The 26,055-nt window shown below is 45.6% G+C and carries 26 protein-coding genes; 19 read left to right on the plus strand and 7 right to left on the minus strand.

Features of this window, described 5'->3' with window-relative positions; genetic code table 11:
* The first annotated feature begins 45 nt into the window (after positions 1-45).
* The 4 genes from AC0YN0_RS08015 to AC0YN0_RS08030 all read left to right on the plus strand — a co-directional run bounded on the left by AC0YN0_RS08015 (position 46) and on the right by AC0YN0_RS08030 (position 4,182).
* Positions 46-1,362, plus strand: a complete 1,317-nt coding sequence (locus tag AC0YN0_RS08015; RefSeq protein ID WP_475820736.1) for an ABC transporter substrate-binding protein — start codon at positions 46-48, stop codon at positions 1,360-1,362.
* Positions 1,363-1,444: 82 nt separating this feature from the next.
* A complete protein-coding gene (locus AC0YN0_RS08020) occupies positions 1,445-2,329 on the plus strand; it encodes a carbohydrate ABC transporter permease (RefSeq protein ID WP_442049022.1) in 885 nt (294 codons plus the stop codon).
* Positions 2,330-2,331: 2 nt separating this feature from the next.
* Positions 2,332-3,174: a carbohydrate ABC transporter permease gene (locus AC0YN0_RS08025; protein WP_475820737.1), complete on the plus strand. Its 843-nt coding sequence runs from the start codon at positions 2,332-2,334 to the stop codon at positions 3,172-3,174.
* Positions 3,175-3,204: 30 nt separating this feature from the next.
* A complete protein-coding gene (locus AC0YN0_RS08030) occupies positions 3,205-4,182 on the plus strand; it encodes a glycoside hydrolase family 43 protein (RefSeq protein WP_475820738.1) in 978 nt (325 codons plus the stop codon).
* 77 nt (positions 4,183-4,259) lie between these two features.
* Here the strand turns inward: AC0YN0_RS08030 and AC0YN0_RS08035 are convergent, their stop codons facing one another.
* On the minus strand, positions 4,260-5,702 hold the full coding sequence (locus AC0YN0_RS08035; RefSeq protein WP_475820925.1) for a DHA2 family efflux MFS transporter permease subunit: 1,443 nt from the start codon (positions 5,700-5,702) through the stop codon (positions 4,260-4,262).
* 273 nt (positions 5,703-5,975) lie between these two features.
* Between AC0YN0_RS08035 and AC0YN0_RS08040 the strand changes: the two genes are divergently transcribed.
* Both AC0YN0_RS08040 and AC0YN0_RS08045 read left to right on the plus strand, forming a co-directional pair.
* The gene (locus AC0YN0_RS08040) at positions 5,976-6,602 is read left to right on the plus strand and encodes a TetR/AcrR family transcriptional regulator (RefSeq protein WP_475820739.1); all 627 of its coding nucleotides are present in this window, start codon (positions 5,976-5,978) and stop codon (positions 6,600-6,602) included.
* Positions 6,603-6,765: 163 nt separating this feature from the next.
* Positions 6,766-7,029, plus strand: coding sequence for a hypothetical protein (locus AC0YN0_RS08045; RefSeq protein WP_475820740.1), 264 nt, complete (start codon positions 6,766-6,768; stop codon positions 7,027-7,029).
* A gap of 92 nt (positions 7,030-7,121) precedes the next feature.
* On the opposite strand, the gene AC0YN0_RS08050 is transcribed toward AC0YN0_RS08045, so the two are convergent.
* The gene (locus AC0YN0_RS08050; protein WP_337101165.1) at positions 7,122-7,331 is read right to left on the minus strand and encodes a hypothetical protein; all 210 of its coding nucleotides are present in this window, start codon (positions 7,329-7,331) and stop codon (positions 7,122-7,124) included.
* Between the two features lie 248 nt (positions 7,332-7,579).
* On the opposite strand from AC0YN0_RS08050, the gene AC0YN0_RS08055 reads away from it, so the two are divergent.
* The 4 genes from AC0YN0_RS08055 (at position 7,580) to AC0YN0_RS08070 (ending at position 11,694) form a co-directional block, all read left to right on the plus strand.
* Positions 7,580-8,245: a GntR family transcriptional regulator gene (locus AC0YN0_RS08055; RefSeq protein WP_475820741.1), complete on the plus strand. Its 666-nt coding sequence runs from the start codon at positions 7,580-7,582 to the stop codon at positions 8,243-8,245.
* A gap of 23 nt (positions 8,246-8,268) precedes the next feature.
* A complete protein-coding gene (gene ilvD, locus AC0YN0_RS08060; RefSeq protein ID WP_475820742.1) occupies positions 8,269-9,960 on the plus strand; it encodes a dihydroxy-acid dehydratase in 1,692 nt (563 codons plus the stop codon).
* Between the two features lie 97 nt (positions 9,961-10,057).
* Complete coding sequence (locus tag AC0YN0_RS08065) at positions 10,058-10,342, plus strand: ArsR/SmtB family transcription factor (protein WP_337101162.1); 285 nt, start codon at positions 10,058-10,060, stop codon at positions 10,340-10,342.
* A gap of 152 nt (positions 10,343-10,494) precedes the next feature.
* Positions 10,495-11,694, plus strand: coding sequence for an MFS transporter (locus tag AC0YN0_RS08070; protein ID WP_475820743.1), 1,200 nt, complete (start codon positions 10,495-10,497; stop codon positions 11,692-11,694).
* A gap of 215 nt (positions 11,695-11,909) precedes the next feature.
* Here the strand turns inward: AC0YN0_RS08070 and AC0YN0_RS08075 are convergent, their stop codons facing one another.
* From AC0YN0_RS08075 to AC0YN0_RS08085, 3 genes are read right to left on the minus strand one after another with little or no spacing between them, the layout of a single operon-like run.
* Positions 11,910-13,022: a Ger(x)C family spore germination protein gene (locus tag AC0YN0_RS08075; RefSeq protein ID WP_475820744.1), complete on the minus strand. Its 1,113-nt coding sequence runs from the start codon at positions 13,020-13,022 to the stop codon at positions 11,910-11,912.
* On the minus strand, positions 13,019-14,119 hold the full coding sequence (locus tag AC0YN0_RS08080) for a GerAB/ArcD/ProY family transporter (RefSeq protein WP_475820745.1): 1,101 nt from the start codon (positions 14,117-14,119) through the stop codon (positions 13,019-13,021). Before AC0YN0_RS08080 ends, AC0YN0_RS08075 begins: the two co-directional genes overlap by 4 nt.
* Positions 14,116-15,555, minus strand: a complete 1,440-nt coding sequence (locus AC0YN0_RS08085) for a spore germination protein (RefSeq protein ID WP_475820746.1) — start codon at positions 15,553-15,555, stop codon at positions 14,116-14,118. Before AC0YN0_RS08085 ends, AC0YN0_RS08080 begins: the two co-directional genes overlap by 4 nt.
* A 271-nt stretch (positions 15,556-15,826) precedes the next feature.
* Here AC0YN0_RS08085 and AC0YN0_RS08090 point away from each other — a divergent pair, with 271 nt between their 5' ends.
* From AC0YN0_RS08090 to AC0YN0_RS08110, 5 genes are all read left to right on the plus strand, one after another.
* Complete coding sequence (locus AC0YN0_RS08090) at positions 15,827-17,278, plus strand: stalk domain-containing protein (protein ID WP_475820747.1); 1,452 nt, start codon at positions 15,827-15,829, stop codon at positions 17,276-17,278.
* Positions 17,279-17,367: 89 nt separating this feature from the next.
* Positions 17,368-17,898, plus strand: a complete 531-nt coding sequence (locus AC0YN0_RS08095) for a M12A family metallopeptidase (protein WP_475820748.1) — start codon at positions 17,368-17,370, stop codon at positions 17,896-17,898.
* A 316-nt stretch (positions 17,899-18,214) separates the two neighbouring features.
* Positions 18,215-18,676, plus strand: coding sequence for a DIP1984 family protein (locus tag AC0YN0_RS08100; RefSeq protein ID WP_475820749.1), 462 nt, complete (start codon positions 18,215-18,217; stop codon positions 18,674-18,676).
* A 308-nt stretch (positions 18,677-18,984) separates the two neighbouring features.
* The gene (locus tag AC0YN0_RS08105; RefSeq protein ID WP_475820750.1) at positions 18,985-19,470 is read left to right on the plus strand and encodes an RrF2 family transcriptional regulator; all 486 of its coding nucleotides are present in this window, start codon (positions 18,985-18,987) and stop codon (positions 19,468-19,470) included.
* Between the two features lie 88 nt (positions 19,471-19,558).
* The gene (locus tag AC0YN0_RS08110; protein WP_475820751.1) at positions 19,559-20,452 is read left to right on the plus strand and encodes a class I SAM-dependent methyltransferase; all 894 of its coding nucleotides are present in this window, start codon (positions 19,559-19,561) and stop codon (positions 20,450-20,452) included.
* Positions 20,453-20,459: 7 nt separating this feature from the next.
* On the opposite strand, the gene AC0YN0_RS08115 is transcribed toward AC0YN0_RS08110, so the two are convergent.
* Positions 20,460-21,845 (minus strand): MFS transporter, encoded by a 1,386-nt coding sequence (locus AC0YN0_RS08115; protein ID WP_475820752.1) that lies wholly within the window; start codon positions 21,843-21,845, stop codon positions 20,460-20,462.
* Positions 21,846-21,958: 113 nt separating this feature from the next.
* Here AC0YN0_RS08115 and AC0YN0_RS08120 point away from each other — a divergent pair, with 113 nt between their 5' ends.
* The 3 genes from AC0YN0_RS08120 (at position 21,959) to AC0YN0_RS08130 (ending at position 24,782) form a co-directional block, all read left to right on the plus strand.
* Positions 21,959-22,837, plus strand: a complete 879-nt coding sequence (locus AC0YN0_RS08120) for a LysR family transcriptional regulator (RefSeq protein WP_475820753.1) — start codon at positions 21,959-21,961, stop codon at positions 22,835-22,837.
* Between the two features lie 19 nt (positions 22,838-22,856).
* Entirely contained in the window at positions 22,857-23,840 is a 984-nt protein-coding gene (locus AC0YN0_RS08125; protein WP_475820754.1) for a hypothetical protein, read from the plus strand.
* A gap of 189 nt (positions 23,841-24,029) precedes the next feature.
* Entirely contained in the window at positions 24,030-24,782 is a 753-nt protein-coding gene (locus AC0YN0_RS08130) for an S-layer homology domain-containing protein (protein ID WP_475820755.1), read from the plus strand.
* Between the two features lie 83 nt (positions 24,783-24,865).
* Here the strand turns inward: AC0YN0_RS08130 and AC0YN0_RS08135 are convergent, their stop codons facing one another.
* Positions 24,866-25,369 carry an RrF2 family transcriptional regulator gene (locus AC0YN0_RS08135; protein WP_475820756.1) on the minus strand — a complete coding sequence of 168 codons (504 nt, stop codon included), beginning with the start codon at positions 25,367-25,369 and terminating at the stop codon, positions 24,866-24,868.
* A 232-nt stretch (positions 25,370-25,601) separates the two neighbouring features.
* Between AC0YN0_RS08135 and AC0YN0_RS08140 the strand changes: the two genes are divergently transcribed.
* On the plus strand, positions 25,602-26,045 hold the full coding sequence (locus tag AC0YN0_RS08140) for a carboxymuconolactone decarboxylase family protein (RefSeq protein ID WP_475820757.1): 444 nt from the start codon (positions 25,602-25,604) through the stop codon (positions 26,043-26,045).
* Positions 26,046-26,055: the final 10 nt, after the last annotated feature.

The raw sequence follows: 26,055 nt of genomic DNA on the forward strand, positions 1-26,055 counted from the left end.
AAGCGAATAAGCGCGTTAACCAAATTTTCAAGGGGGATTATCCGAATGAAAAAAGCGCTTCATTATTCGCTTGCTTTGGCACTGGTCAGCTCAATGGCATTAACTGGTTGCAGCTCGGGAAACAACGAAAATAATGCTTCTTCCGGATCCAATTCGTCTAAATCAACGTCCGGAACAACTACGCTTGAATTTTGGACCTTCAACGAACTGCATCAGAAGTTTATGGAAAGCATGACCGAGAAGTGGAACGCTGCTCATCCGGATACGTTGATCAAATTGACCGCCACGACATTCCCTTATGACGACGCTCACAACAAGCTGCTCTTGGCGCTTCAATCCGGCAAAGGCGCACCGGATCTTGCGGATATCGAGATCAGCAAAATCGGCAACTATCTGAAGGGTGATCCTCAGTTCGTAGAGCTTAACGACATTGTTGAACCTGCGAAAGACAAATTAGTGATGTCCCGTCTCGACAACTATGCCAAAGACGGCAAATATTACGGCATTGACTATCATGTCGGGGCGCAAGTCATTTATTACAATAAAGAAATTCTCGATGAAGCTGGCGTAAACGCGGATAACATCATTACATGGGATGATTTTGAAGCGGCAGGCAAGCAAGTGCTTGAGAAAACCGGCAAGCCGATGACGACTGTGGAAACGACAGACCAATGGTCGTACTGGCCGATGGTCGTTCAGCACGGCTCAGACTTCCTTGATAAAGACGGAAATGTAACGTTGAACGATCAGGCTAACGTAGATGTCCTGACGTATCTGCAAAAGCTCGTGAACGAGAAGGTTGCCATCGCTGCTCCTGGCGGCTTTCATCATGCCGAAGAGTATTACGGCTTCATGAACGGCGGAGGCGCCGCTTCGATCTGGATGCCGATGTGGTATATGGGACGATTCACGGACTATATGCCGGATCTGAAAGGCAAAATCATCATTAAGCCAATGCCTGTATTCAAGCAAGGCGAACTGCGCTCCTCTGGTATGGGCGGCACAGGTACAGTGATTACGAATCAATCCAAAAACCAAGATATCGCGAAGAAGTTCCTGGAGTTCGCGAAAATATCGAAGGAAGGCAACATCGAAATTTGGAAGCAGCTTGGCTTTGATCCAATCAACACAGAGGCTTGGACGGATCCTGCGATGAACGAGTCCAACAAATACACAGACTACTTCGGCACGGGCATCTTCACCTTCCTCGACGGCTTGAAGAGCGAGATCGCGCCTACGAATATTAAGGAAAGAACGCCATCCGTATCCGACGTCATCAAGACGAAGGCCATGTTCCAAGCGCTTAATGACATGAAAGATCCGAAGCAAGCGCTCGACGAAGCAGCAGGAAGTATTAAGTAATTATAAATCGAACAGGGAGCTTTGCCGAAGATCGACTTCTTCGGCAAAGTTTCTCCTGCCAGGAAAGGAGCGAATGGGCGAAATGAGATGGATGTATAACCAGCGGCTCGCGCCTTATGTATTCGTGCTTCCGTTCGTGCTCTCGTTGGCGGTATTTTTTGTCTATCCCGTCATGTCGACGATCATCATGAGCTTTCAGGAAGTACTGCCGGGACAGACGCATTTCATCGGATGGACGAACTATAAGGACTTATGGACGGATGATTCCTTCTACACCGCAATGTGGAACAGCTCGAAATACACCTTTTGGACACTCGTCGTCTTAATTCCGATGCCGCTTGTACTGGCCGTATTCCTTAATTCCAAACGCATGAAGTGGAGTTCGTTTTTCCGCTCAACCTTGTTTGTTCCGGCCTTAACGTCGGTTGTTGTAGCAGGTATCGTATTCCGTCTCGTATTCGGTTCGCTTGATGCTTCCGTCATGAATACGTTCCGCCATATGCTCGGCTTCGAGACAATCAATTGGCTCGGCAATGGCATGACGGGCATGCTCGTACTCATCATATTGGCAACTTGGCGTTACGCGGGCATTAACATCGTTTACTTCATGTCGGCGCTGCAGTCCATACCGAATGAGCTGTACGAATCGGCAGATATTGACGGCGCGAATACGTGGCAGAAGTTTCTGCGTATCACGCTTCCGCTATTGAAGCCGATCGCGATATACGTGATTACAATTAGTATTTATGGCGGATATGCCATGTTTACGGAAAGCTTCATTCTATGGAGCGGCAATCGTTCGCCGAACGACATCGGTCTCACGATGATTGGACTGCTCTATCGTCACGGCATTGAGAAGAACAGTCTAGGGCTCGGCTCCGCAATCGGAATCGTTCTTCTGACGTTTACGATGATCTTGAATGTGATTCAACTTCGACTATTCGGCTTGTTCAAGAAGGAGGATTGATCATGAAGGCCAAACGATTCCATCCGCAAACGATCCTTCTGATCGTCCTGTTCCTGATATTCGCCGCTTTGGCATTGTTCCCGTTTTATTGTTTGGCGCTCGCTTCCCTGAAGCCGTCCAAAGAACTGCTCCGATTCGGTCTCAACATTCGTCTGCAGCCGGAATTGATTTCTTTCGATAATTACTCTTTCATGTTCTCTTCGGGTGCAGCCAAGTATGCGAATTGGTACAAAAACAGCTTGATCATAACCGTCTTCTATACAGTGGGCTGTATGCTGCTATCATCCATGGTTGGTTATGGACTCGCGATGTACCGGTTCTTTGGACGAAATCTCGTTTTCCTATGCGTTCTTCTCGTCATGATGGTGCCGGTAGAGATCATTATGCTGCCGCTGTACAAGCAAATGATCGCACTTGATTTGATCGATCGCTTCAGCGGTGTCATATTGCCATTCGTTGTCTCGCCGCTCCCGATATTCTTCTTCAGGCAATATGCATCCAGCTTGCCGAAAGATTTTCTTGATGCCGGGAGGATAGACGGCTGCTCGGAGTACGGTATTTTCTTCCGGATCTTCGTACCGCTTATGACGCCTGCGTTCGGCGCAATGATCATCGTTCAGGCGTTAGCCAGCTGGAATAGCTTCGTGTGGCCGTTGCTTGTGCTGAATTCGGCCGAGAAGCTGACGCTTCCAATCGGTCTATCCAGTCTAGTAACGCCGTACGGCAACAATTACGATATTTTGATCGCAGGATCTGTACTTGCGATTGTACCAATCATGATCATATTCGTCTTTTTCCAACGTTATTTCGTATCCGGTCTAACTGTGGGCGGCGTTAAAGGCTAATGATTAAAAAACATAAAAGCAGGTGACAGGATGGGAGTCCAACAATCAAAGCTAGACGGCGTAAAGCCATTAATCGAACAACGCGCTGATCCGCATATTTTCCGCCATTCCGACGGCTATTACTATTTCGCAGCCTCCGTGCCCGAATACGACCGCATCGAGATTCGAAGAGGGAGGACAATCGAAGAGCTTTCTCACGCGAATCCGGTTGTAGTCTGGAGAAAACATGAATCGGGCCTGCTAAGTGCAAACATATGGGCTCCCGAAATTCATCATATCGACAGCAAATGGTATATCTATTTCGCCGCCGCCCACACGACAGAGACGATCGATGGTTTGTTCGATCATCGGATGTTCGTACTGGAGAACGGGAACGCAAATCCATTGGAGGGGGAGTGGGAGGAGAAGGGGCAAATCCGCACCGCTTGGGAAAGCTTCTCGCTTGACGCTACGACGTTCGAGCACCGGGGGACGCGTTATTATGTCTGGGCGCAGAAGGATCGCCAAATTGACGGCAATTCCAATCTCTACATCTCAGCAATGAGCAATCCATGGACGTTGACCGGGCAACAGACGATGATTACGTTACCGGAATACGATTGGGAAACGATCGGCTACAAGGTGAACGAAGGCGCTTCGTTCCTTCGCAAGGACGGCTTGCTGTTCCTCTCATATTCGGCAAGCGCGACCGACTTCAACTATTGCATGGGATTGCTGGAGGCAGACGAAGACTCTGATCTGCTGGACGCCGCTTCATGGCGCAAGTCGCCTGTGCCGGTGTTGACGACCGACGAGAATCTTGGATTGTACGGGCCTGGACATAACAGCTTCACGCTAACGGAAGACGGCACGAATGCATTGCTTGTCTTTCATGCGAGAACGTATAAGGATATTTCAGGTGATCCGCTATACGACCCGAATCGGCATACATTCGTTGCGGAGCTCCAATGGAGTAGCGACGGAAGGCCGGATTTTCGCAGTTCAGTCGCTACGCTTTCGCGTGTCTGATCTTAATCGGACAAAAAGAGACTACTTTCCTTCTATGAGGGAAGTAGTCTCTTTTATATGATTAATTATTTACGCGATTAAGCTTCTTTGAGGACGGATTTCTTTAAGGCTACTGCAGGCTCTTCATCTGGAGCTTGAGGAACGCGCTTAATGAAGAAGGAAAGCAGCAATGCGATGACACCGATTCCGACAATGACGAGGTAAGCATCGTTGATCCCTTGAATAGATGCTTCCATAAGCAGATGCTCTTGCGTAGCGCCTGCGCCAGCACCTGATGTAACCATATCCTTCATATGTGTCGCCGTACGGTTAGTCATGACAGTAATAAGAAGGGAAGTGCCTACCGCACCTGCAACCTGCCGAACGGTATTGGAGATCGCCGTACCATGCGCATTGAGTCTATTAGGCAATTGATTTAGACCCGCGGTTTGAACCGGCATCAGCAGCAAGGCCATCCCGATTCGACGTCCCGTCGACATAAGAAGGAGATACGTATAGCTGGTCGAATCCGTTAAGTTGATAAAGCCAATCGTAGTAGCAATCGTAATGATCATGCCGACAATGGATAGCCACTTCGCTCCGAATTTATCGAAGAGCTTGCCTGCAACCGGCATTAGGAAGCCCATCACAAGCGCACCAGGGAGCAGCAGCAAACCGGATTCTAATGCCGTGTAACCACGGTTGTTCTGAAGATAAAGCGGAAGCAGCATCATATCCGCATACATGACCATCGTTACCGCAATATTAATAACTGTAGTTAGCGAGAACATGCTGTACTTGAAAGCCCGAAGATCGAGCAATGGATTTTTGTTTTTGGCCATAAGCTGTCTCCATGTGAATAGAGCAAGAGCGATGACGCCCGCCACAATGGACTCGATTACTTCTGCGCTTGACCACCCTGCACTGCCTGCCCGGCTGAAGCCGTATAGCAATGTGCCGAATCCAATAGTGGACAGAATAACGCTGACGAGATCGATTTTGGTATTCCCGCGTTCAGATACGTTTCGAAGGAAAATAAATCCGCAGACGATAACAATGACCGCAAGCGGGATCATGCCGTAGAACATCGTTTGCCAAGCGTAATTCTCAAGAATATAACCGGCTAGTGTAGGACCGATAGCTGGGGCGAAAATAATGGCCAACCCCATCATGCCCATCGCCGCTCCCCGTTTCTCAGGAGGGAATAGCGTAAGAATAACATTCGTAAGCAGCGGCATGATGATACCCGCGCCGGCTGCCTGGATCATACGGCCCGTTAACAAAATCTCGAACGTATGCGCGAGCGCGGATACGATCGTGCCGACAAGGAAAATGATCATGGAAGCTTGGAATAACTGCCTAGTCGTAAATCGCTGCATGAAGTAGGCCGTAATCGGGATGAGCACCCCGTTCACGAGCATGTAACCCGTTGTCAGCCACTGTGCGGTTGCGGCCGTGATGTTGAAATCAATCATCAGCTCTGGCGTAGCGACACTCATGATCGTTTGATTCAACGTCGCTAGAAAGGCGCCTAAAATCATAATGATTAAGATTGGCCCTTTTTGTATGGAACTGCTGTTTGGTACCTTGCTTTTACTCAACTTACTCCATCCTCTCCAACATTTCTTCTAATCTATTTTACAATGTGTAAAATACTCAACATCGTATAAAGTAGAATATAATAAGAAAGCATGGTCTTACAAGCAACGCATCTTGACGAAATGTAAACTAGTTGTCACTATTAATCAAAGTGTCGTTTATCTCGAAAATATAAGACAAAATTTAAAATATTGTAGATTAACAAAATGTAGGAGATGAATCAAGAAATGACAGATCGTAATAAACCAAGGATTGATCCTCGTAAAATTCGTACCCGACTGCTGCTAAAGGATGCTTTCATTGATCTTTTGCAGGAAATGGATATCGGGAAAATTTCCGTTAACCGAATTGCGGAGCGCTCCGGCATTAATCGCGTCACTTTCTATCTGCACTATCATGATATCTCGGACATGATGGAGAAGATGGCGGATGATATGGAAGAAGACATTCGAAATGTATTAAATCGATTACCGGTGGATAGCAATCAATCGTTGTTAGATTTCGATATGGTAAATTTGGTAAACTTGCTTGAACATATTGCGGCTAACGCCAAGTTTTATAAAACTATTTTAAGTTCGAAGCAAACGTCAATCTTTACAGAGCGTTTATTGAAAATCTTGACCGAAATGATTGCCTTCCGAATAGAGCAGGGAGCAGGCGCGAGTAATAGGATCATTTCGGCATCGGGTGCTCCGAAGGATATTGCGATTTGGTATGGATCGGCAGCTTTAATCGGAACGATAGTGCAGTGGCTTAGAAACGATATTCCGTATACACCGCTCTTCCTCGCGCAGAACTTCTCTGCCTTAACGCGGAGAAATTACATAGTACAAGGACATTAATCTTGCCTTTCCTGTCGCGGAAACATAAGAGGCGAAAGCCTTCCATGTCAAACATACAATCGTATTGTTATTCAATGAATACAATATGATGTATTCCAATAACAGGAAGGGGTTAGTTACTTTGAATCGCAATTACTATAATATGAGTCAAGCAGGTAACAACATGAATCAAGTAGCAGGCGTGAGTGACGCTGAATTTTGTCCCGATTGTCCAACCCAAACTATTTTTGATCCTCCAATTACGCAATACGAGAACTACTATCATCCGCAGCTTGTGAATGTCGTTCAAAATATCGAAACAATCAAACAGCATCACTGCTGCCCAGTCTATAAGCACCAGTACACGTATTCAGAAAAAAATGTGATGGTTTCAAGCGCAAAGCGCGGAAAACGCGCGAAAACATCTTCCAAGAAACGTTCGAAATAATAATGTGATGTGAATGACGAAGACCCGCAAGATGGCTGCTTCCCTAACGAAGCTGCCGTCTTGCGGGTCTTATTGTTAAACCTAAACGTATTCTAGACGAAAAATGTATTTGCCGCTCTGTGGATGATGCTTCCATCCGACATGCGAACGGAGTCTTCGTTGTATCCAATAATGGTTGAGGCAGGTCTAATTTGCATGCCGTTTTGCATCGGTTTAATAATTTTCTTTTGAGCAATCGCTACTTCAAAATCTTTGTTCGTGATCAATTTTTGACCTTCTTGAAGTGTAATTTTTTGTTGCATATCGTATGCCCTCCACGGTTCTAATTGTTATCTACGCTAAGTTCAAATGATACACTAAATTCTTTATATAATGCAATGGAATAGACCGTAATTTTTCAAAAAGTTCAATTATTTTTTGATGTTTATAAATCAGTGTTTTATTTAATGTTTTATTTAACCGGATTATGATGTTTCGTTATGCATATTGTTTTTTGCACAAGTATGCGATATATTGCATATAAGAAAATAATGAAGCAAGGATGATAGGGATGCCTGTACCTAAAAATTATATCTCGCCCGTGCGAATGTCAGCAAAGGAACGAGCCTTTTCGCAAATTCAAAGATGGATAATCGATGGAACGCTTCAGCCCGGTGAGAAGCTGATTGACGCGGAATTAGCAGAAACGCTAGGAGTCAGCCGTACTCCGATTCGAGAGGCATTCCAATTGCTTGAAGTGCAGGGGCTCGTCTCCACGCACCCCGGCAAAGAAACCAAAGTCACGGCTATTGAGAAGGAAGATATATTTAAGATGTATTCGACAATGGCCGCTCTACAATCGTTGGCAGCAGAAGCAACCGCGCAAACCATCGCTCACGAGCAGATCGAGCAATTACGCACCATTAATGATGAGTTTGCTAACGCGATCAAAAACAACCAGGCTTATCAAGCGATGGAAGCCGATGAACAGTTTCATAATTTGATTGTGGAGCTATCGGACAATCCTTATATCGCTTCATTCAGCGCTTCGCTTCAGATACACATTCGGCGGTTTAAGTATGTGTTCCTCAAGCAGTCAATCACTGCGACTCAAGCTTCTGTCGAAGAGCATGAGGCGATTATACATGCTTTGGACTTGAAGGATGGCAAACAAGCGGAAGTGCTGATGAAACAAAATTTTATCCGCCCGATGAAGGAACTATATGAATTGTTATAAGAAACGACAGAGGAGTGAGTAGGATGGGAAATTCAAAAGATTTGCGTATTCGCAGTAAAGTGATTAGCGAAGGTGTCAATCGAGTACCGAACAGAGCTATGCTGCGTGCTGTCGGTTTCACCGATGAAGATTTCAAGAAGCCGATGATTGGCGTAGCGAGTACATGGAGCGAAGTAACGCCATGCAACATGCACATTGATCAATTAGCCTTGCATGCTAAGCAAGGGGCGCGAAGTAACGGCGGCGCTCCGCTTATTTTCAACACGATCACGGTATCGGACGGTATATCGATGGGACATGGCGGGATGCTGTTCTCTCTGCCAAGCCGAGAAGCAATCGCCGATTCCATTGAGATTGTGGCTGGAGCGGAGAGATTCGACGGACTTGTGGCAATCGGAGGCTGCGATAAGAATACCCCTGCCTGTCTGATGGCGATCGGACGCATGAATATCCCTTCTGTATACGTATATGGAGGAACGATTCAACCAGGCAAGCTCGACGGAAAGAACATCGATATCGTTACGGCTTTTGAAGCGGTAGGCCAATATCATGAAGGTAATTTGTCAGATGAGCAGCTCCATAAGGTAGAGTGCAATGCCTGCCCAGGACCGGGAGCCTGCGGAGGCATGTATACCGCTAATACGATGGCGGCAGCTGCTGAAGCTATGGGCATGAGCCTTCCTGGTTCTTCGTCCACGCCAGCGGTCTCGCCTGACAAAGCAGCGGAATGTGCAGTAGCTGGCAGACAGGTTCTGTCCTTGTTAGAACAGGACATATACCCCAAAGACATTATGACGAAAAAAGCGTTCGAGAACGCGATCACGGTTGTCATGGCGTTAGGCGGCTCAACGAATGCAATCTTGCACCTGCTTGCGATTGCGCATTCGGTTGGCGTGGATTTAACATTGGATGATTTTGAACGGATACGTCTGCGTGTACCGCATTTGGCAGATTTGAAGCCAAGCGGCAAATATGTTATGCAGGATTTGAACGATATAGGCGGTATTCCAGGCGTAATGAAGCAATTGCTCGCGGATGGTCTGCTGCATGGGGATTGCTTGACGGTCACAGGTAAAACGTTAGCTGAAAATCTAGCAGATGCCTTGCCGCTGCAAGACGATCAGGTCATTATTCGCCCGATAAACCAGCCGTTGAAGCCCAATGGACCTTTAGTTGTGCTGAGAGGCAATCTCGCTCCAGAAGGGGCAGTGGCCAAGATGTCGGGAATGAAGAAGCTTCGGTTTGTCGGTCCTGCCAAAGTATTCGACAGCGAGGAAGCTGCTACCGAGGCAATTCTAAAGGATCAGATCCACAAAGGAGATGTATTGGTCATCCGATATTGCGGCCCGAAGGGCGGTCCAGGTATGCCGGAGATGCTGTCGGTAACTGCGCTCATCGTAGGCAAAGGTCTTGGCGGTGAGGTAGCTCTTATGACGGACGGCAGATTCTCGGGCGGCTCACATGGTTTTGTAGTGGGTCATGTATCTCCTGAAGCACAAGTAGGCGGTCCAATTGCGCTGCTGCAAAACGGAGATATCGTCTCCATCGACAGCGAGACGCAACAAATAACGCTAGAGGTGTCAGAGGAAGTGCTTGCTGAAAGGGCGAAGAATTGGATACAGCCTCCCTATAAAGTGACTTCGGGGGTACTAGCCAAGTATGCTCGATTAGTATCGTCGGCCTCGAAAGGCGCAGTCACGGATATTATGGAGTAGCCAAGCTCTCAAGTCAGGGCTTTACATTCGAAAAAAGGTATGATATCTTTATTTCGACATCCATAGAAATAACAACTACGGCAAAGGTGTGTGGACGATGGTGGAGGATAACGCGGAAGTTCGGCAAGCGGTCAAAGTGTATAAGGCGCTAGGGGAGCCAACACGGCTCAAAATCGCTCTGTTACTAACCGAAGAGCGGAATTTATGCTGCTCCGATATCGGGAGCAAGCTGGAATCCGTCGCTGGATCGACGCTGTCTCATCATCTGAAGCAATTAACGGACTGCGGATTGCTTAATACTCGCAAGGACGGCACCTACATCTATTACAGCGTCAACCGCGAAATGGCGGAGAAGTATGCACCGTATTTGCTTGAAATATAGCGAGAGTTACGTTCATATATGGAGGCATAACGGTTTGTTTCGGCAACGGAACGAGATGGCTGCAAAAAAAGCAGTCATTTTTTTTCAGCTTTATTTCTATAGATTTAGAAATATAGAAAAATCATTGGAGTGGAGAGAGGAGCAATATGGTCATGTCGAATACTTGGAAAATTTACATGCTTGCCGTCATCAGCTTTCTTGTTGGTACGTCCGAGTTCATTATTGCGGGGATTTTGGATGTAGTAGCAAAGGATGCAGGCGTATCGGTGTCCGCAGCCGGCCAACTAATCACCGTTTTCTCGTTGGCCTACGCATTCGGTACTCCGATACTGATGGCCGCAACGGCTAGAGTGGAACGCCGGAAACTGCTGATCTATGCTCTTGCCGTATTTGCGGCAGGGAATGCGATAGCCGTCCTATTACCAGGCTTTGGATTCCTGTTGGCATCAAGAATCGTCTTAGCGCTCAGCACAGGGGTATTCGTCGTTACGGCTCTTACCGTAGCAGCCAAGCTTGCACCGCCTGAGAAGCAAGGAAGCGCCATTGCGACGCTCGTTATGGGCTTCAGCACCGCACTTATTATTGGTGTGCCGATAGGAAGGGTTGCCGCTGCCGCATACGATTGGAAATTGATTTTCGCTGGAATCGGACTACTGGGGCTCGTCGCCATCCTGCTTATTCTGTTCACGATTCCAAGAACGGAAGGGGAGGAGCCAGTGCCGATCCGCAAGCAGCTAGCACTGCTTAAGCAGCCAAAGATCGTTGTCGCCTTACTGATCACCTTCTTCTGGATCGGCGGATATTCGATTGCGAACACCTATCTATCGCCGTTTCTACTTAACGTCTCAGGTCTAAGCGAGCAGGGAGTGAGCATTGGACTATTCGCATTCGGCATCGCCAGTCTGATCGGATCCAAGCTAGGCGGCTTCAGTACCGATAAATGGGGAGCCCCTCGCACCTTAGTTGTCGGCATGTTGATCCACGCGATTGCGCTCGTATTGATTTCTTTGGCCGGACAGCAATCGGCGGCTATTATTTTCCCGCTGCTCATGCTCTGGTCATTCTCGGCTTGGTCATCGGGTCCTACTCAGCAGTATAATTTAATCAGCTTAGCTCCCGAAGCTTCCGGCATCATGCTCAGCTTGAACACTTCCATGCTGCAGTTAGCAATGGCAGCCGGCGCGGGACTCGGAGGCGTTGTAGTCGAGCAGCTGTCGCTGTCATCCATCACATGGATCGGAGCTGCTGGCGTAACGATTGCTGCAGCGACGGCATTATTGTCCTTCCGTATATCAAGCATCGGCGTACGCAAGAAAGCAACCGAAGAAACGTTGCTTGATGTGGGGGCTTAAATACACGAAGAAACGGCAGCCAAATTTTGCTGCCTTTTTTCTTATTCGACTATAATCCGATCTCCCTTGCTTATCGGTTGGGAAATTTCCAAAAACTGTGCCGGCATTTGTTCATGAATGACGCTTAAATCGTTTTGTTTCACTAAATGCCAGCCATCGCATTGATTTCCCCAAATATAATGCTCATCGGTCTGTTTGTTGGCGTTCGATGCCAATTAAGTAGAATTTTCCAAATCCAATATACCGTTGTTAAGTATCTTGATATTAACGATCGGTTTTATATGAATCTTTGGATACTGTTCTCTCCAGTTCATTTCTTCGTACCGTTTTGGATGATAAGCAGCTAACTCATGCCCGAGTTGAAAGTAGTCGCAATTTGCCTTTTGCAATGTCGTAAATACGTTAGATACCCGATCAGTCATATCTTTTGCGATTTCCTTTACCAGTTGCGTTTGCATTTGTTTGGTATATTTATCCATTTCTAGACCGAGTTCAACTAATTTAAGGTCGAGTTTCAATGAGATTTCAATTCCTTGAAGGCCGTCTGCATTCATGATGATATGATAATCCCGGTTGGACTTTTGTACCAAAGCGGTATAAGGTTTATCATCAATATTTCCTGTGATCAGTTGGGCATTTCCTGGTACGCCATACAATAAGCAGGTTAGCAAGGTATCATCGTTATTCAGATTTACGCCGGTATACTTCCCGTCACTAAACAAAGCACTACCCGCAAGTCGAGCACCGTCCCCATATGGCTCGAACCGATTGAGAGCGAAATCGTTCACGAACTCCGTTCCCCCAAGTATATAATGGAGTAATTTGTTTGAAGGAATATTGCCTCTTTTTCTCTCTTCATCCAACAAGCCGACTAGAAATTCGGAAACCGTTTGATCTTTAATGTTCTTCTTAGCTAACAGGAGAGAAGGGTCACCGTCATATACAGCCAAATAAGCGTATAATGGATTGGTTTGAAATTGGCTTGTGACATTCAGATAGTTAAGCGGTTTGTCCTTGGCGAAATTGGTGCTTATTAGATACAGCCTGGATTCAAGCACAGAGAGTATACCGGGCATTTCCTTGTTTGATTTAGATACGGCGTCGTAAAGGTTACTGCCTGACGATCCGATGAATAAACTGTTTGGTTTGCCTCCTCCCTGAGTGGCATTTTGAAGCGAGGAAACAACGTAACTTACTTTAATCTTCTTGCTGTCCTTCTCGTAATCAATTCCGATCACATCGACAAATAGCAATTTTTTCAATTCAACTTGATCCCAGCAACCAGTCAGAAGCAGGCAAAGGAGAACAGATGCAATGACTCTCTTCATATCTTGCTCCTCCCTGTGCCTCTTAGTCCGGAAACCACCAGCAGGATGAGCGGCAGAATGACGACAAAAAGGATTGACAGTTGGTCTTGGATAGAAGAAAACCGCAAAATAGTATTCCGCTTCGTCATGAAGAAACCTCCTATGAAACAAAGGCATACAATCGCCCATATCCAAACATGCTGTTTGCCCAAGCCTTGACTGCGTAGATGTTGGAAAGCTTTTGCCGCCAAAAAGAAATACACATAAATCGTAGCCGATACAACGCAGACATAGAAAACAAGGAACAGGATGTCAATGCTCTGCAAGATTTCAATCCGATAGTTTTTTAATATAAAAATGATTGGCTCCGGGATAAGGGTTAACTGTTCGATACTGAACTTCATTGAGCAAATCAGGCAGACCGTAATATAGAACACCATCGTACAGGCGTTCGCGATTGACATCGTAAGAAGCAAACTCTTTTTACTTTGGGTCTGTACGTACGGGTAAGCATAAAGAAGCAGATCATAGCCTACATAAGCGCTAAAGGCAATAAAAGCTCCATTCATAATCGGATACCAGCCGTTGTTCAATACCGGCAACAAATTTTTTACGTCTAGTCCATAGAAACCGCTAAACACGATCAGAAAAAAAGAGACGCAGGAGAAGAACATAAAGGTTTGCGATAAATTCGCTAGTATCTTCAGTGTTGATGTAGCCGCATAGCCGCATACAAGAAGTAGCAAAAGAATGATTACCCAACTGGGCGTGAGTATGAATATCCATCTTTTTAAGATGTTGGTATACAGCAACACCAATACAAGCCCAGAAAGGGCGTAATAGCATCCGTACAACAGATTGATGCAAGCGCCAAGTGGCTTACCGATAATAAGTGAGATATAGGCATATATATTCCGCGCTGGATATCGGCTGCCGAGCCACCAAATGAGCACGATACCAACTTGAGCGGCCAACCCACTCTGCAAAACAGCCAACCAAGTATCATGACCGGAAGCTTCTGCTTCTACATGAGGCAGGGAGAGTACCTCCGTTCCGAGTTGTGCCATGACCACAAGTGAGATAAGCTGTCTGCCTGTTATAGGTTCTTCTTTCCTCAACGTTTCCAACTCCTTGGATTTCTTAACCTTGTTCGATTGCTCGGCGCCGTTCCTTCGGGACGCTTAGACAAGCTCCAGATCGGTGCACGAAACAGAGTATCCTTTGCTTCCCTCAATGAAAATGGCGGCGTAAAGTAAGGGAGCCCCATCGTATGCATTTGGCACATATGTATAAAGATCACCATGAAGAAGAGGGAGAGACCAAGTAGTCCAAACATCGCTGACAGTAGGAGCGCCGGGTAGCTAAGCAAACGAACTGAACTGCTCATTTCATACGAAGGCAAGATAAAGGAGGCTAATCCAGTTAAAGCAGCTATTATAACGATTGTATTGGAAACCAAATTGGCCTGCACGACCACTGTTCCGATTACAATACCGCCAACTACGCCGATCGTTTGGCCAACGGGGCTCGCCAGCCGAATAGTCGCTTCTCTCAAAATCTCAAGAATAAGCATCATCGAGAGCGCCTCGAATATCGGCGGAAAAGTAACATATTTCAGCGAGCTCTGCAAAGTATTAACGAAATTGATCGGCAGTAATTGCGGATTAAAGGAACTGACCGCTACATAAAAGGCAGGCAGACCAATCGTAATCAAAAAGCAGCTGATTCGTAACAACCGAAAGACGGTACCTAACAACCAACTGATCTGGTAATCATCCGGACTTTGGAAAAAAGACCAGAACGTTACCGGCAATATGATCGTATCTGGTGATCCAGCCGTTCCAATCACAACTTTGCCTTCCATTAAGTAGGAACGGGCACGGTCAGGCCGTTCTGTAATGAGCATCTGCGGAAAAAGGCTGAATTTCTTCTCCCGAATCAGCTCATCGATAAATCCTGGTGCTTCGATATAGTCCATATCAATGCTGCTGAGCCTTCTCTCCAGCTCATTCACAATCTTCTCGTCCGCAATTGACTTGATATACATGATGGAAACTTTCGTTTGTGAGAGACGTCCTAAAGTAATGGTTTTCACGATCAAATCTTTCGAGTTAATGAGCTTGCGCATTAGGTTAATATTAGTATCTAAATTTTCAATGAATGCTTCGTTCGCTCCGCGTAGAACACGCTCATTGATAGGAATATTGAGGGAGCGTTCCTTCTTAAGATCCACCCCGAGCAGATAAAGCCTGCTTTCTCCGCCTCGATGCAGAACGGCTTTACCTTGTATAATTGCCGCAACCGCGTCCTCCAATTGCTCGGTTTCAGCATAGTCGAGAATCGAGACAACGTCGCGGACGTCATCCTGCGGACGGAGTAGGAGCGGCTTCAGAATAAAATCTTGAACGAGGAAGAAATCAATCAACGTGTCAAAATAAAACAATCTATATTCGGTGCCCCCAATGAACAGCTTTTTCGATTGAAAGTCGCTTTGTTCTGAGAAGATTTGCTTGAAATATTGCTCACACGCTTCTATCTCCGGACTTGGCTTCATACGAGTTTCCTCCTTCAATGTCGATTACCTTACTTTAACCTTGAAATTCCAATCATATGTAAGTACGGCTCAAGTGTGGGGGACGCCTGAAGCAGATGAGCTTCCAACCGGTCAGGAAATTATAGACAGCGACAAAGAATGTTGGGAGCTGCTGCGGCACTTCGAGAGGAGAATAACATTACTTGCTCGAGCAACAAAATATGGAAAATGTGCGTCATAAAATAGGGAAGAAGCTGTGGAAATCAATTAATTTGGAAAAAGGAGTTGAAATATGAAGAGAATCATAATCGTCTTTATCCTAATATTCAGTTTTGCAGGGATATTATCGAATCAGACCCTACAAGCGGCAGGTGGTAACCCGATTCGGACATCTGCAGATCTAACAGGAATTATTGATATCGATCACAAGAACGGATCAAGCGTTGCCCTGCAAAATAATGGAGCAATTTGGTCATGGAAAGGTAATAATTTTGCCGTAAAACAACTTGTGATAGAGAATGCGATGCAAATTACGACAGAGAACATTGCATTAAAAAAAGACGGCACCGTTTGGACATGGGACAGCGGTACAGGCAACCCTTATTTGAAAGCAAAAGGCATTAAAGCTAATCGAAATGAACCCGTTCAAATTGTTGAGTTAGAAGGGATTAAGAAAATTGAATCCGGAGATGTTGGACATTTGGCGCTGGATCGGAATGACGAAGCATGGTATTGGGGTGAAGATGGCTGTATGGCTTGGCTGCTGCGCGAGGATGTTGAATCAGAAGCTTGCTATCATTTAAGCAACGAACCTTTTGAAGTCCGGTACATAGCGCCTTCTTTCACGTCCATTCCTGCGAAAGTACAATCAAACATTGCCGATATCGATATTGAAACGGGAGTTATGTTCGCAACTAAGGCTGGCGCAGTCGTTCATATCGGAGTTTGGGACAATGTTCATATGGGCGAAGATGTTTTAATGATGCGAAATATTGTGAAGGTTGCAGCATCCGCTGAACGCCGTGCTGCTGTGGGGATTGATAAGAGCGGCTATCTGGTCAGCTCGAATGAGCCGAAGATCGGTAAACAAAAGGGTTACGTCGATGTCAGCGCGGTAGCCAACAACAGTCTGCCTTATCTCGCTTTGCATCAAGATGGAACGGTGTGGTCCGGTCTCCTATATGCAGATCCCGTTCCTCCACTCATAAAGCTTGAAGGCTTAAGCGGAATCAAGCAAGTGAAAGCAAGATCTACGAATTCCGGGATTGCTTTAGGTGCAAACGGTATCGTGTATCAGTGGGGATCAGGAACCTCAAATTATGATGACCATCATTTGCTGCCCTTGAAATCGGCCGTTAAGCCAACCAAAGTTCAGAAACCATTTTCGGTTGTTCTGAATGGCGAAGTGATGAAGCTAACCTCAGGTCCGGTTATTTCAGGTGGTACCACCTTAGTGCCGATGAGAGATTTATTTGAAGCGTTTCATGCAAAGGTAGACTACAATAATGGGAAGATCACTGTTACGACAGATCAACTCACGATAAAGCTTGAGGTTTATCGACAAGAAATTGATGTTAATGGTACGAAACTGAGTTTGACGCAGCCTCCAATCTATCATAATGGCAAAACCTATGTGCCTCTGCGGTTTATCGCTGAAACACTCGGTTTAGAGGTGAAATGGGACGCAAGCAGCGGTACGGCCATTGTGAATGAGGTGAAATCTAACTATCAAACTATTGATTAGAGCGATAGCTGTTCTGGATATATATTTGGAAGAGAAGAGAAATAAACGGCTTTAGAATAAAGGAATTGTTAAAAAGGAGGTGAAAAATAATGCTTAAATCTACTGCCATCGCTGTAACAATGACAGCACTGATCCTCCTTACAGCATGCGGAGGGGAAGCAAAAACAAAAGAGGCAACCATCTCAGAAATAGATCGCCCCGAAAGCTTGATAACAGAGAGGGCATCTCTTCCCCTGGCAACGGATGAAATTGATTTTGAAACGGGACAATTCATCAATTTGGAATCCTATCAAGATCAATTATCTGCAGAAGATGTGTTCGTACTTGAAGTTCTCGAAAACAATCTGGTTTCGTTGGTTGAGCATAACAACATTGTTTACCAATCCGGTTTTGTGAATGAAAAGCTGGCAGAAGCAATGAAGTATTATTACGACGATCAACTCCAGTATCGCTTTACCGATATCGAGAGCATTGAAACCAATTTGCCTCGGGACAATGTACACATAACTGTGATTGGACAACGACTGGATTTGACTACTGAGACAATTGAAGACGTTAAGATGATGTATGCTTTTCGTCAAAACGATCAAGGGAAATGGATGATACACACGATCGATTGAATATAAATGGAGCTGTCGAAGAGTGAGCACGAGAAATTGAGGAATCCGTCGAAAATATAGAGATACCATGCAATGACGGAGGGGCACCATTGATTGCCCAAACGAAATTACAGATCCCCTATACGCAAGACGCTGGTTCAGCGTCCAAAACTGATGAGCAAACTTGACGACGGAATGACGACAAAACTAACGCATGTATCTGCTCAGGCAGGTTATAGCAAGACGACGGCGCTTGACGAATGGGGCCAACCACTTGCAATTGTTTCACCAAGTCATAGTTATACACAAATTTTTATGTAATTGGAGGGGATTAACGATGAGATTAGCGGAAGCGCTTGTCATGCGAGCGGATTGCCAACGGAAGGTTGCTCAAATCAAGCAGCGCCTTGTTAGAGTCATAAAAGTACAAGAAGGAGACAAACCTTCAGAATCGCCAACCGAGCTGATGGATGAATTAACTCGAACGCTCGATCATCTAGCCGTCTGGGTGAAAAAGATTAATAAGACGAACGCGTTAAGCCCATACGATGTGAGCATAAGCTTGGCAGAAGCGTTGGCAGAACGTGATCGCATCATGCAGCATCGCAATATACTGAATGAATTACTTGGCGAGGCTTCCATCAAGCAGGACCGATATAGTCGGCAGGAAGTGAAATATTACACGACGATTGAGATCGCAGATCTTCAAAAAGAGGTCGACGAGTTGTCGAGGAAATACCGTGAGTTGGACTTCAAGATCCAGGAGAAAAACTGGAGCACAGACGTACTAGATAACTAAACAAGTTGGTAACCTAAAACCATACAAGCGAGCACAACCCGCCAACGGGCAGTTGGACCCTCGAATAGATGCAGGGCCATATCTATAAAACATAATAAATGAGCCCAATAATGTTACAAGAGTGCGCGATAGCATGTAACTAGGCTGTATATTGTTTAATGTAACTACCATGTGCTGATGTATGGGTTAGGTGAGGGCGGGTTCGGGGACTTGTTTAATAAGAGCGGGTTATTGCAATATGAAGTTGAATGCGATATTATGGACATCAGGGGTCCATAATGATTCATACAGAAAGGGAGGATGGACTTATGCAGTTCTCCAAAAGTACAGATTACGCTCTGCATGCTTTGCTTCATTTGGGTCATTCGGATCGTCGCAATAATATCGGGATCAAAGAATTATCGGCAACGCTTGGCGTTTCCGAAAGCTATTTATCCAAAATTATGTCCAAGCTGCGGCAGGATGGGATCGTACGTGCGGTACCGGGTGTGAACGGCGGTTATGAGCTGGCGCGGCCGGCCGATCAAATCACTTTTCTGAATGTGATTCAAGTGATTGAAGGTCGGCAGCAATTGTTCGAATGCTCGAATTCGAGTTCGCAGCAACATCAACTGTTAGCAGAAGCGGGAGATGAATCACAGGAGCAGCATCGTCCCACTAAAAGCGGATGTTTAGTTGAAAAGGTGATGGACGGTGCGCAGCAGCATTTGCACCAGTATTTACAGGAGCACACGATCCAGTCGGTAATGGATGAAGCTTTCAAGCATTGCAGCCATGAGGTAAACAAGAAGTAAACCGCTTCTTGCGCTATAATTATAGATATAATAGATCCATATTAACATGGTTAAAGTCATCAACCATAATGAAAGGTGAGGAATAAAAATGAACGATTTTTTTAATGAAACGATTTGGGAAGATGCTTGGAAAGAATATGGCGATACGATCGTGAACAAGATGAAAAAGGCTGGTATCGTCCCAGCCAAAGCTTTTGACCATAAAGCGAAAACGTTCAATGAGCAGTCCTTTAATGAAGAGGGAAGAAAACGAACAACACGTATTGTACGCTGGCTAGAAACGCAAGGCGTTCAACTTGAAAATGCTTCTGTACTGGATGTTGGAGCTGCCTCGGGAGTATTTACGGTGCCTTTTGCAGAGCGCGGAGCTCGTGTAACCGCTGTGGAGTCCTCGCTTCCGCTAGTCGAACTTTTAGAAGAAAACACTTCGAAATTCACAGAAGATAGGGTGAAGATTGTATCCGAGCCATTTGAGGATATCGACGTTCAGGACAAAGGCTGGAGCCAAGCCTTCGATCTCGTCTTTGTCTCCATGTGTCCAGTCATTGTAGACTGGGATAGCGTGGAAAAGATTCTTAGTTGCGCGAGTCAATATTGTTACTTGAGTATGCCTGCAGGCTCCATCGAGCATAGTTTGGTGAATGAAATTTATCCACTTATCACTGGTGAGCCTTTTAAAAATAAAAAGACGGAAATGGGTTATTTGCTCCACCTGCTTTACCTCAAAGGCTACTCCTACGAGTCGCTTATATCGAGAGAAACAAAAACCGAGGAAATCTCCATAGAAGCGGCACTGCAAGAAATGATGAACTGGCTCGGAAGCCGAGGTCTGCCTGTAGATGCTCTGAATCGGAAAAAGGTAGCCGACTATTTGGAACAGACGTATCCGTCCGGCACAGTGGTTGTCCGCCAAAGCGGCCGTTATGGCAAAGTATTGATACGACTACAGGATCAGAGCATGTATGCCAGGGAAGACTTATAAACGATATCTACGACTCACCGAATTGACCAGACTCACGGTGTCGCCAACTCATGATCACCAAGGACAACGCGATCAGGGCGAGGATAATCCCAAGCACTCGGAACCCTTCGCTGCTGAACCTATCGCCCATTACGATGCCTATAAGCAATGAAGAGAGAATCGTTCCAAGGTATCTGGATGTATTAAATAATCCGGAGGCGACGCCGATTATGTCTTTTGGAGTACTTTTGAACAAGGCTGCTTGCATACCGACATTGTTCAATCCGTTGCTAATACCGAAAGCAGCTAACGCAACACATACACTTACAACCGGTGAATGTCGATTGAATGACACGATCCATGCGGACCCCAATGCCATCAGTATTGCGGATACGATTAATGCCGGCTTGGGCCCTGATTTATCGATCCATCGTCCTGCTATAGGCGAGACTACGAGCGAGCACAAGCCTAAGCTCAACATAAGAATCCCTGTATGGAGTTCGCTGACGTGTCGTACCATTTGCAAGTAGGACGGAAGACCAAAAAACAGCGAATAAAAAAGAATGTTAACGAGCATAAATTCGATATTGATCCCTATCATCGCAGGATATTTGGCGAAAATACGCAATGGAATGAAAGGTGACTGCGCTCGTAACTCATGACGAACGAATGCCGCAAGCAGCGCGAGGCCTACAAGCACGAGAAACACAGGTACGAACGAGACTTGTCCCGATGACTGGATTGACAGTAATCCAATGAGCAGGGTAACAAGACCCGATGAGAAGAGCAGGATCCCCAGCGCATCAATCAAATCAAACCATTTGCAAATGGAGGTGCGCTGTGAAATCAATGTTGTCGGGTTATCCTTAGGTATGGTCCTCCAAGCGAGTATGAAGCTCGCTATCACAAACGGAATATTGACATAGAAGATCGCTTGCCAATCCCACCAATGAATTAATATCCCGCCAATAAAAGGACCGAGTGCTGCCGCCCCCGATAAAAATATGGACATAACAGACAGCGCTGTCGCTTGCTTCTCCGTAACATGAATACGAACAATGGACATTCCAACAGCGACCATCATGCTTGTTCCGATGGATTGCACAATGCGAAAGACGATGAGGAACCCGAAGCTTGCAGAAAGCGGAGCAAGCAATGAGGCAACGAAAGCTACGACGAGTCCGATAAGAAATATTTGTCTGCGACCAAATAAGTCACTGGCCTTTCCCATAACAGGTTGAGCGACAGCGCTCGCGATATAAAAAGCGAAAATAACCCAGGATACTTGTGCAAAGTCAAGATGATATACATGTTGAAGCCTTGCTATAGCGATTGAAATCATAGAAGAATTTAATGGGTTTAAAAGTACCCCTAATCCGACGGTAATAATCAACCACCTGCTGCGAACACTCATTTTTGGTTCCTCCCAAAGCGTATTGATGTCATCGTAATCGAAAAGCCTTATTTATTCCAACGCATTCTATGTTATTATTTCATTGACTAGAAGGAATGAATGGGTGGTGTGCGATGGAACTGCTTCAATTGCAATATTTTCTCGAGGTGGCAAGATTGGAACATGTTACCGAAGCAGCAAGAAGTCTGCACGTAACACAATCTTCATTATCCAAAACGATTCAACGCTTGGAGGAAGATCTTGGCGTCCCATTATTTGATCGAATGGGGAGGAGACTTCGATTAAATGACTTCGGCAGCACATTCCTACGCCGCGCAGAAAGAGCTTTGTTTGAATTGGAACAAGGGAAACAAGAGCTTAGCGATTTAGCCAGCCCGGAACACGGGACACTCGAATTGGCGGTGACTACCGCAAGCACGTTACCGAACATCCTTCACGAGTTTCGGAAAAAACGTCCTACTATTCAATTCCATGTGCAAATGTTGACCACGGAGGAAATGGTTACTCGTCTTCAAAGAGGAGAGGTGGATTATTGCTTGTCCTCGCCTCCTATAGAAGGAGAGGACATTGAATGTCAAATCGTGTTCATCGACCCTATTCTTGTCGCTGTTCCAATCGGGCATCGGCTGGCCGACCGAAGTCGCATATCTTTGACAGATCTAAGGGATGAACGGTTCGTCGGTGTGAAGAGAGGTTACGGTACGCGTGATCTAGTGGACTCTATGTGCAAATCGGTTGGATTTGAACCGAAATATGTATATGAGGGCGATGAACCTGCGAGGTTAAGTTCGCTTGTGGAAGCTGAGATTGGCATAGCTTTCATGCCAAGCACGGCAAGGAATTCAAGGGAACAAATCAAATATCTCCAAGTAGAAGATCATGAATTGGTACGGGAGATCGCTTTATTATGGCATAAAAATCGGTATATTTCGCGGGCGGCTCTCGAATTCCGCGAGGTCGTTATACAGTATTTTGGCGCGAGATCAATCTAGCAAAGCGAGGTATGTCAACGTGACAAATATCGAACCATTTCTAAAGAAAGTACGTCGTTCTATCGATGCTCATGCAGTTGGCTCCATGGGAGGATACCGGCAAAAGCTCTCAGATCCTTACGAAGAAGATTTGTACGGAACCGCAGATGCCGTCATTTTGTTATATACGCTTGGCGAATTGCCGCAAGCAGGCAGCAGAGAGCATGAAGAACTGGTGAATACACTGCAAAGCTTTCAACAACCAGAGGACGGGCTCTTTACCGCAAATAGCCATCACTCTGTCCACAGAACAGCGTATGCGGTAGCTGCATTGGAGCTTCTGGACAGCAGGCCCTGTCATCCCATATCGGCTCTGAATGCTGTGAAGAGCCGAGAAGGACTTCAAGACTGGCTGGAAAGCCTCGACTGGGTTAATTCCCCTTGGGGAGACTCGCATAAAGGCGCAGGCATTTACGCTGCTCTAGTGCTGACCGGCGAAGTTGACCGCCAGTGGGAGGAGTGGTATTTTGAATGGCTTGATCAGGAGGCTGACCCGGAAACCGGATTTTGGCGCAAGGGAGCCATTCATAACGGCGCACCGCTATTTCATCATTTAGCGAGCTCCTTTCATTATTTGTTCAATATGAACTACCGCAAACGTCCTATGCGATTCCCGAAACAATGGATCGATACATGTCTGGCCATGCATGAGGATGGACAGATTCCACTGGAGGCCGGCGCTTTATCCTTTGTGGAGCTAGATGTCCTTTACACCTTAATCAGTGCTGCTGAGCAAACCCAGCACAGGGCTGGTGAACTGCATTCCATGATACAGGCGATAGGCAACCATCTCTTAAGCAGTATCACAGTCTTGTCCGACGAGGCCGACGAGGCGTTGTTTGAAGATTTACATACGTTGTGCGGAACAGTATGCGCATTAGCACTCATCCAGTCAGTAATGCCTGAGCAGGTTAATGGGGATCGTATGCTGCAGAGGATCTTAGACCGTCGTCCGTTTATTTAATGCAAGGTAATGTTGCGTATAGCTGTTACTGATCCCCCTTGGCTTCCAAGGGGGTTTGTTGTTGCTTCGGCTCCAAAGTCACATGGTTAGCGAATGGCCTATATTTATTTTTTGCAGTATGAAAAATAATGGGCTCTTCGATTGTATTACTAGTGAAGGACAAACAAATCAAACTACGAGGTGAGAGAAATGAAAACAAAATTCAAAATGCTTACTCTTTCTACAGTTACCGCTTTAACGTTATCGTTTGTGGGACAAAGCTATGCAGCGAGCAACCCATTCTCAGATTTAACAAATATTGCAGCAAAGGATAAAATCGTTGCTTTACATGATCAAGGCATAGTCCATGGTATAACAAACGAGTTTTTTGCGCCTAATGAAACGATCACAGCGGCACAAGGCGTTCAGCTTATCGTTAATGCCGCTGATCTAAATCTAGATCTCGTAAGATTTCTTAAAGAGCCTAAAGTGACCGATTATTACAAAAACGCAAACGATGATGCTTGGTATGCCAATACCCTAATTACAGCAAGTGTTAATGGCGTCGAGCTGCCGGCAGATTTGGATCCAAACATGAAATGGACTCGTGAAGAGTTCACTCATCAGCTTATTAAAACCATTGAAGCGCATAGTAATCTTCCAATGATAAAACTTAATCCCGTCGAGATTACCGACAACGCGGATCTTACCATTGATTATCAAGGATCGATCCAACGTGCGCTGGCTTATCAGGTTGTGAAGCTGGATGCACAAGGAAACTTCCATCCAAAAGCGGAAATTTCCCGTGCAGAAGCTGCAGAGCAAATCTTTAATGTATTGGAATACATCAAGGCACATCCTGCTCCATCGCCAGAACCAGATCAAGATCAAGAACCAGCCTCGCCAACAAGTCCAAAAAGATCGGCAACATCAACCAGCCCACAAATTCCAGGTACAAAATAAATGAAAAGGCGATCGCCTTCCGGATTAAACCGGGAAGCGGTTGCCTTTTTTTTGTGAAAAGAAATATTAGGGGATGTAAATGGTTAAACGTTGTGGCTGTTAGCAAAATACTCGCGGGTTTCTTTGCGTGATTGAGGAGTTAATACGCGATCAAGCTCTTCATTTAACCATATAAGCGACTTGTTACGCAGAACATTGCGCATACTTTCTTCAGCTTCGAGCATAGCTAAGTTAATGACACAGGGAGAGGCTAGTGAGCACGCGGCATAATCTTCATCTCGGCATAGATAGCTGTTGTTTTTTATGTTTTTACACTGAAAGATGGGGGTCACGCCTTCGATTGCTTCAACGACATCCCAAAACGAGATTTTCGAAGGAGACTTAGCTAATTTATAACCACCTTTAGCACCCGGGATTGAGCTTACGATACCTGATTTAGTTAATTTACCGAAAATCTTCGATAGATAGGTTTCCGACACACCTTGAAACGCAGAAAGTTCTTTAATCCCAATGGTTGCATCAGGAGGGATATCAATTAAATAAACCAAGCAATGCAGCCCATATTCGACACCGATACTATATTGCATACAATTACCTGCTTTCTAAATACAGAGGTTGTTATCCATCATCTTAGTGTGATTTTATTACCCTTGTCAAATAGGGGGATGGGGGTATTTCCATCAAAATGGATCATTATTTCAGTTGACAGGCGCAAACGAAAACTCTATATTGTAGATAGATTTAATCGACGATTAATGTTGTCGACGATAAAACGTATCGACATTATTGAGTATCCAAAATAGTAAAGGAGAATGACATATGGAAACGAGACTGGATTATATGAAAGCACAGCCTGAATCTTTGCAGACGCTTTTAAAATTAGAAGGATATGTGAAGAAGAGCGGTCTTGACCATAAGCTGTTGGAGTTGATTAAAATTCGCGCTTCCCAAATAAATGGCTGCGCCTACTGTCTTGCTATGCATACGAAAGATGCGCGTGCGATGGGGGAAACGGAACAGCGCTTGTACATGCTTAATGCATGGAGGGAAGCTCCGTTCTATACGGAAGCGGAAAGGGCGGCAATTGCATTAACGGAAGCTGTAACCAAAATTTCCGATGCCGGCGTGCCGCAGGAACTATATGAGCAAGTCCGCAAACATTTCGATGAGGGCCAATTCGTTAATTTAATTATGGCGATTAATGCGATTAACTGTTGGAACCGTATGGCGATTTCAACGGGCATGGTACCACCTTTAGACTAGTATTTATTTT

The sequence above is a fragment of the Paenibacillus sp. J22P218 genome (genome assembly GCF_056269195.1).

What these genes read in the sequence shown, in the direction of transcription:
- AC0YN0_RS08100 (WP_475820749.1), top strand. Translation starts at nt 18,215, where the DNA reads ATGAGATTAGCGGAAGCGCTTGTCATGCGAGCGGATTGCCAACGGAAG.
- AC0YN0_RS08140 (WP_475820757.1), top strand. Translation starts at nt 25,602, where the DNA reads ATGGAAACGAGACTGGATTATATGAAAGCACAGCCTGAATCTTTGCAG.
- AC0YN0_RS08050 (WP_337101165.1), bottom strand. Translation starts at nt 7,331, where the DNA reads ATGCAACAAAAAATTACACTTCAAGAAGGTCAAAAATTGATCACGAAC.
- ilvD (WP_475820742.1), top strand. Translation starts at nt 8,269, where the DNA reads ATGGGAAATTCAAAAGATTTGCGTATTCGCAGTAAAGTGATTAGCGAA.
- AC0YN0_RS08120 (WP_475820753.1), top strand. Translation starts at nt 21,959, where the DNA reads ATGGAACTGCTTCAATTGCAATATTTTCTCGAGGTGGCAAGATTGGAA.
- AC0YN0_RS08015 (WP_475820736.1), top strand. Translation starts at nt 46, where the DNA reads ATGAAAAAAGCGCTTCATTATTCGCTTGCTTTGGCACTGGTCAGCTCA.
- AC0YN0_RS08035 (WP_475820925.1), bottom strand. Translation starts at nt 5,702, where the DNA reads ATGATTTTAGGCGCCTTTCTAGCGACGTTGAATCAAACGATCATGAGT.
- AC0YN0_RS08055 (WP_475820741.1), top strand. Translation starts at nt 7,580, where the DNA reads ATGCCTGTACCTAAAAATTATATCTCGCCCGTGCGAATGTCAGCAAAG.
- AC0YN0_RS08095 (WP_475820748.1), top strand. Translation starts at nt 17,368, where the DNA reads ATGCTTAAATCTACTGCCATCGCTGTAACAATGACAGCACTGATCCTC.
- AC0YN0_RS08030 (WP_475820738.1), top strand. Translation starts at nt 3,205, where the DNA reads ATGGGAGTCCAACAATCAAAGCTAGACGGCGTAAAGCCATTAATCGAA.
- AC0YN0_RS08115 (WP_475820752.1), bottom strand. Translation starts at nt 21,845, where the DNA reads ATGAGTGTTCGCAGCAGGTGGTTGATTATTACCGTCGGATTAGGGGTA.
- AC0YN0_RS08090 (WP_475820747.1), top strand. Translation starts at nt 15,827, where the DNA reads ATGAAGAGAATCATAATCGTCTTTATCCTAATATTCAGTTTTGCAGGG.
- AC0YN0_RS08075 (WP_475820744.1), bottom strand. Translation starts at nt 13,022, where the DNA reads ATGAAGAGAGTCATTGCATCTGTTCTCCTTTGCCTGCTTCTGACTGGT.
- AC0YN0_RS08020 (WP_442049022.1), top strand. Translation starts at nt 1,445, where the DNA reads ATGAGATGGATGTATAACCAGCGGCTCGCGCCTTATGTATTCGTGCTT.
- AC0YN0_RS08110 (WP_475820751.1), top strand. Translation starts at nt 19,559, where the DNA reads ATGAACGATTTTTTTAATGAAACGATTTGGGAAGATGCTTGGAAAGAA.
- AC0YN0_RS08040 (WP_475820739.1), top strand. Translation starts at nt 5,976, where the DNA reads ATGAATCAAGAAATGACAGATCGTAATAAACCAAGGATTGATCCTCGT.
- AC0YN0_RS08025 (WP_475820737.1), top strand. Translation starts at nt 2,332, where the DNA reads ATGAAGGCCAAACGATTCCATCCGCAAACGATCCTTCTGATCGTCCTG.
- AC0YN0_RS08070 (WP_475820743.1), top strand. Translation starts at nt 10,495, where the DNA reads ATGTCGAATACTTGGAAAATTTACATGCTTGCCGTCATCAGCTTTCTT.
- AC0YN0_RS08045 (WP_475820740.1), top strand. Translation starts at nt 6,766, where the DNA reads ATGAATCAAGTAGCAGGCGTGAGTGACGCTGAATTTTGTCCCGATTGT.
- AC0YN0_RS08065 (WP_337101162.1), top strand. Translation starts at nt 10,058, where the DNA reads ATGGTGGAGGATAACGCGGAAGTTCGGCAAGCGGTCAAAGTGTATAAG.
- AC0YN0_RS08085 (WP_475820746.1), bottom strand. Translation starts at nt 15,555, where the DNA reads ATGAAGCCAAGTCCGGAGATAGAAGCGTGTGAGCAATATTTCAAGCAA.
- AC0YN0_RS08130 (WP_475820755.1), top strand. Translation starts at nt 24,030, where the DNA reads ATGAAAACAAAATTCAAAATGCTTACTCTTTCTACAGTTACCGCTTTA.
- AC0YN0_RS08135 (WP_475820756.1), bottom strand. Translation starts at nt 25,369, where the DNA reads ATGCAATATAGTATCGGTGTCGAATATGGGCTGCATTGCTTGGTTTAT.
- AC0YN0_RS08105 (WP_475820750.1), top strand. Translation starts at nt 18,985, where the DNA reads ATGCAGTTCTCCAAAAGTACAGATTACGCTCTGCATGCTTTGCTTCAT.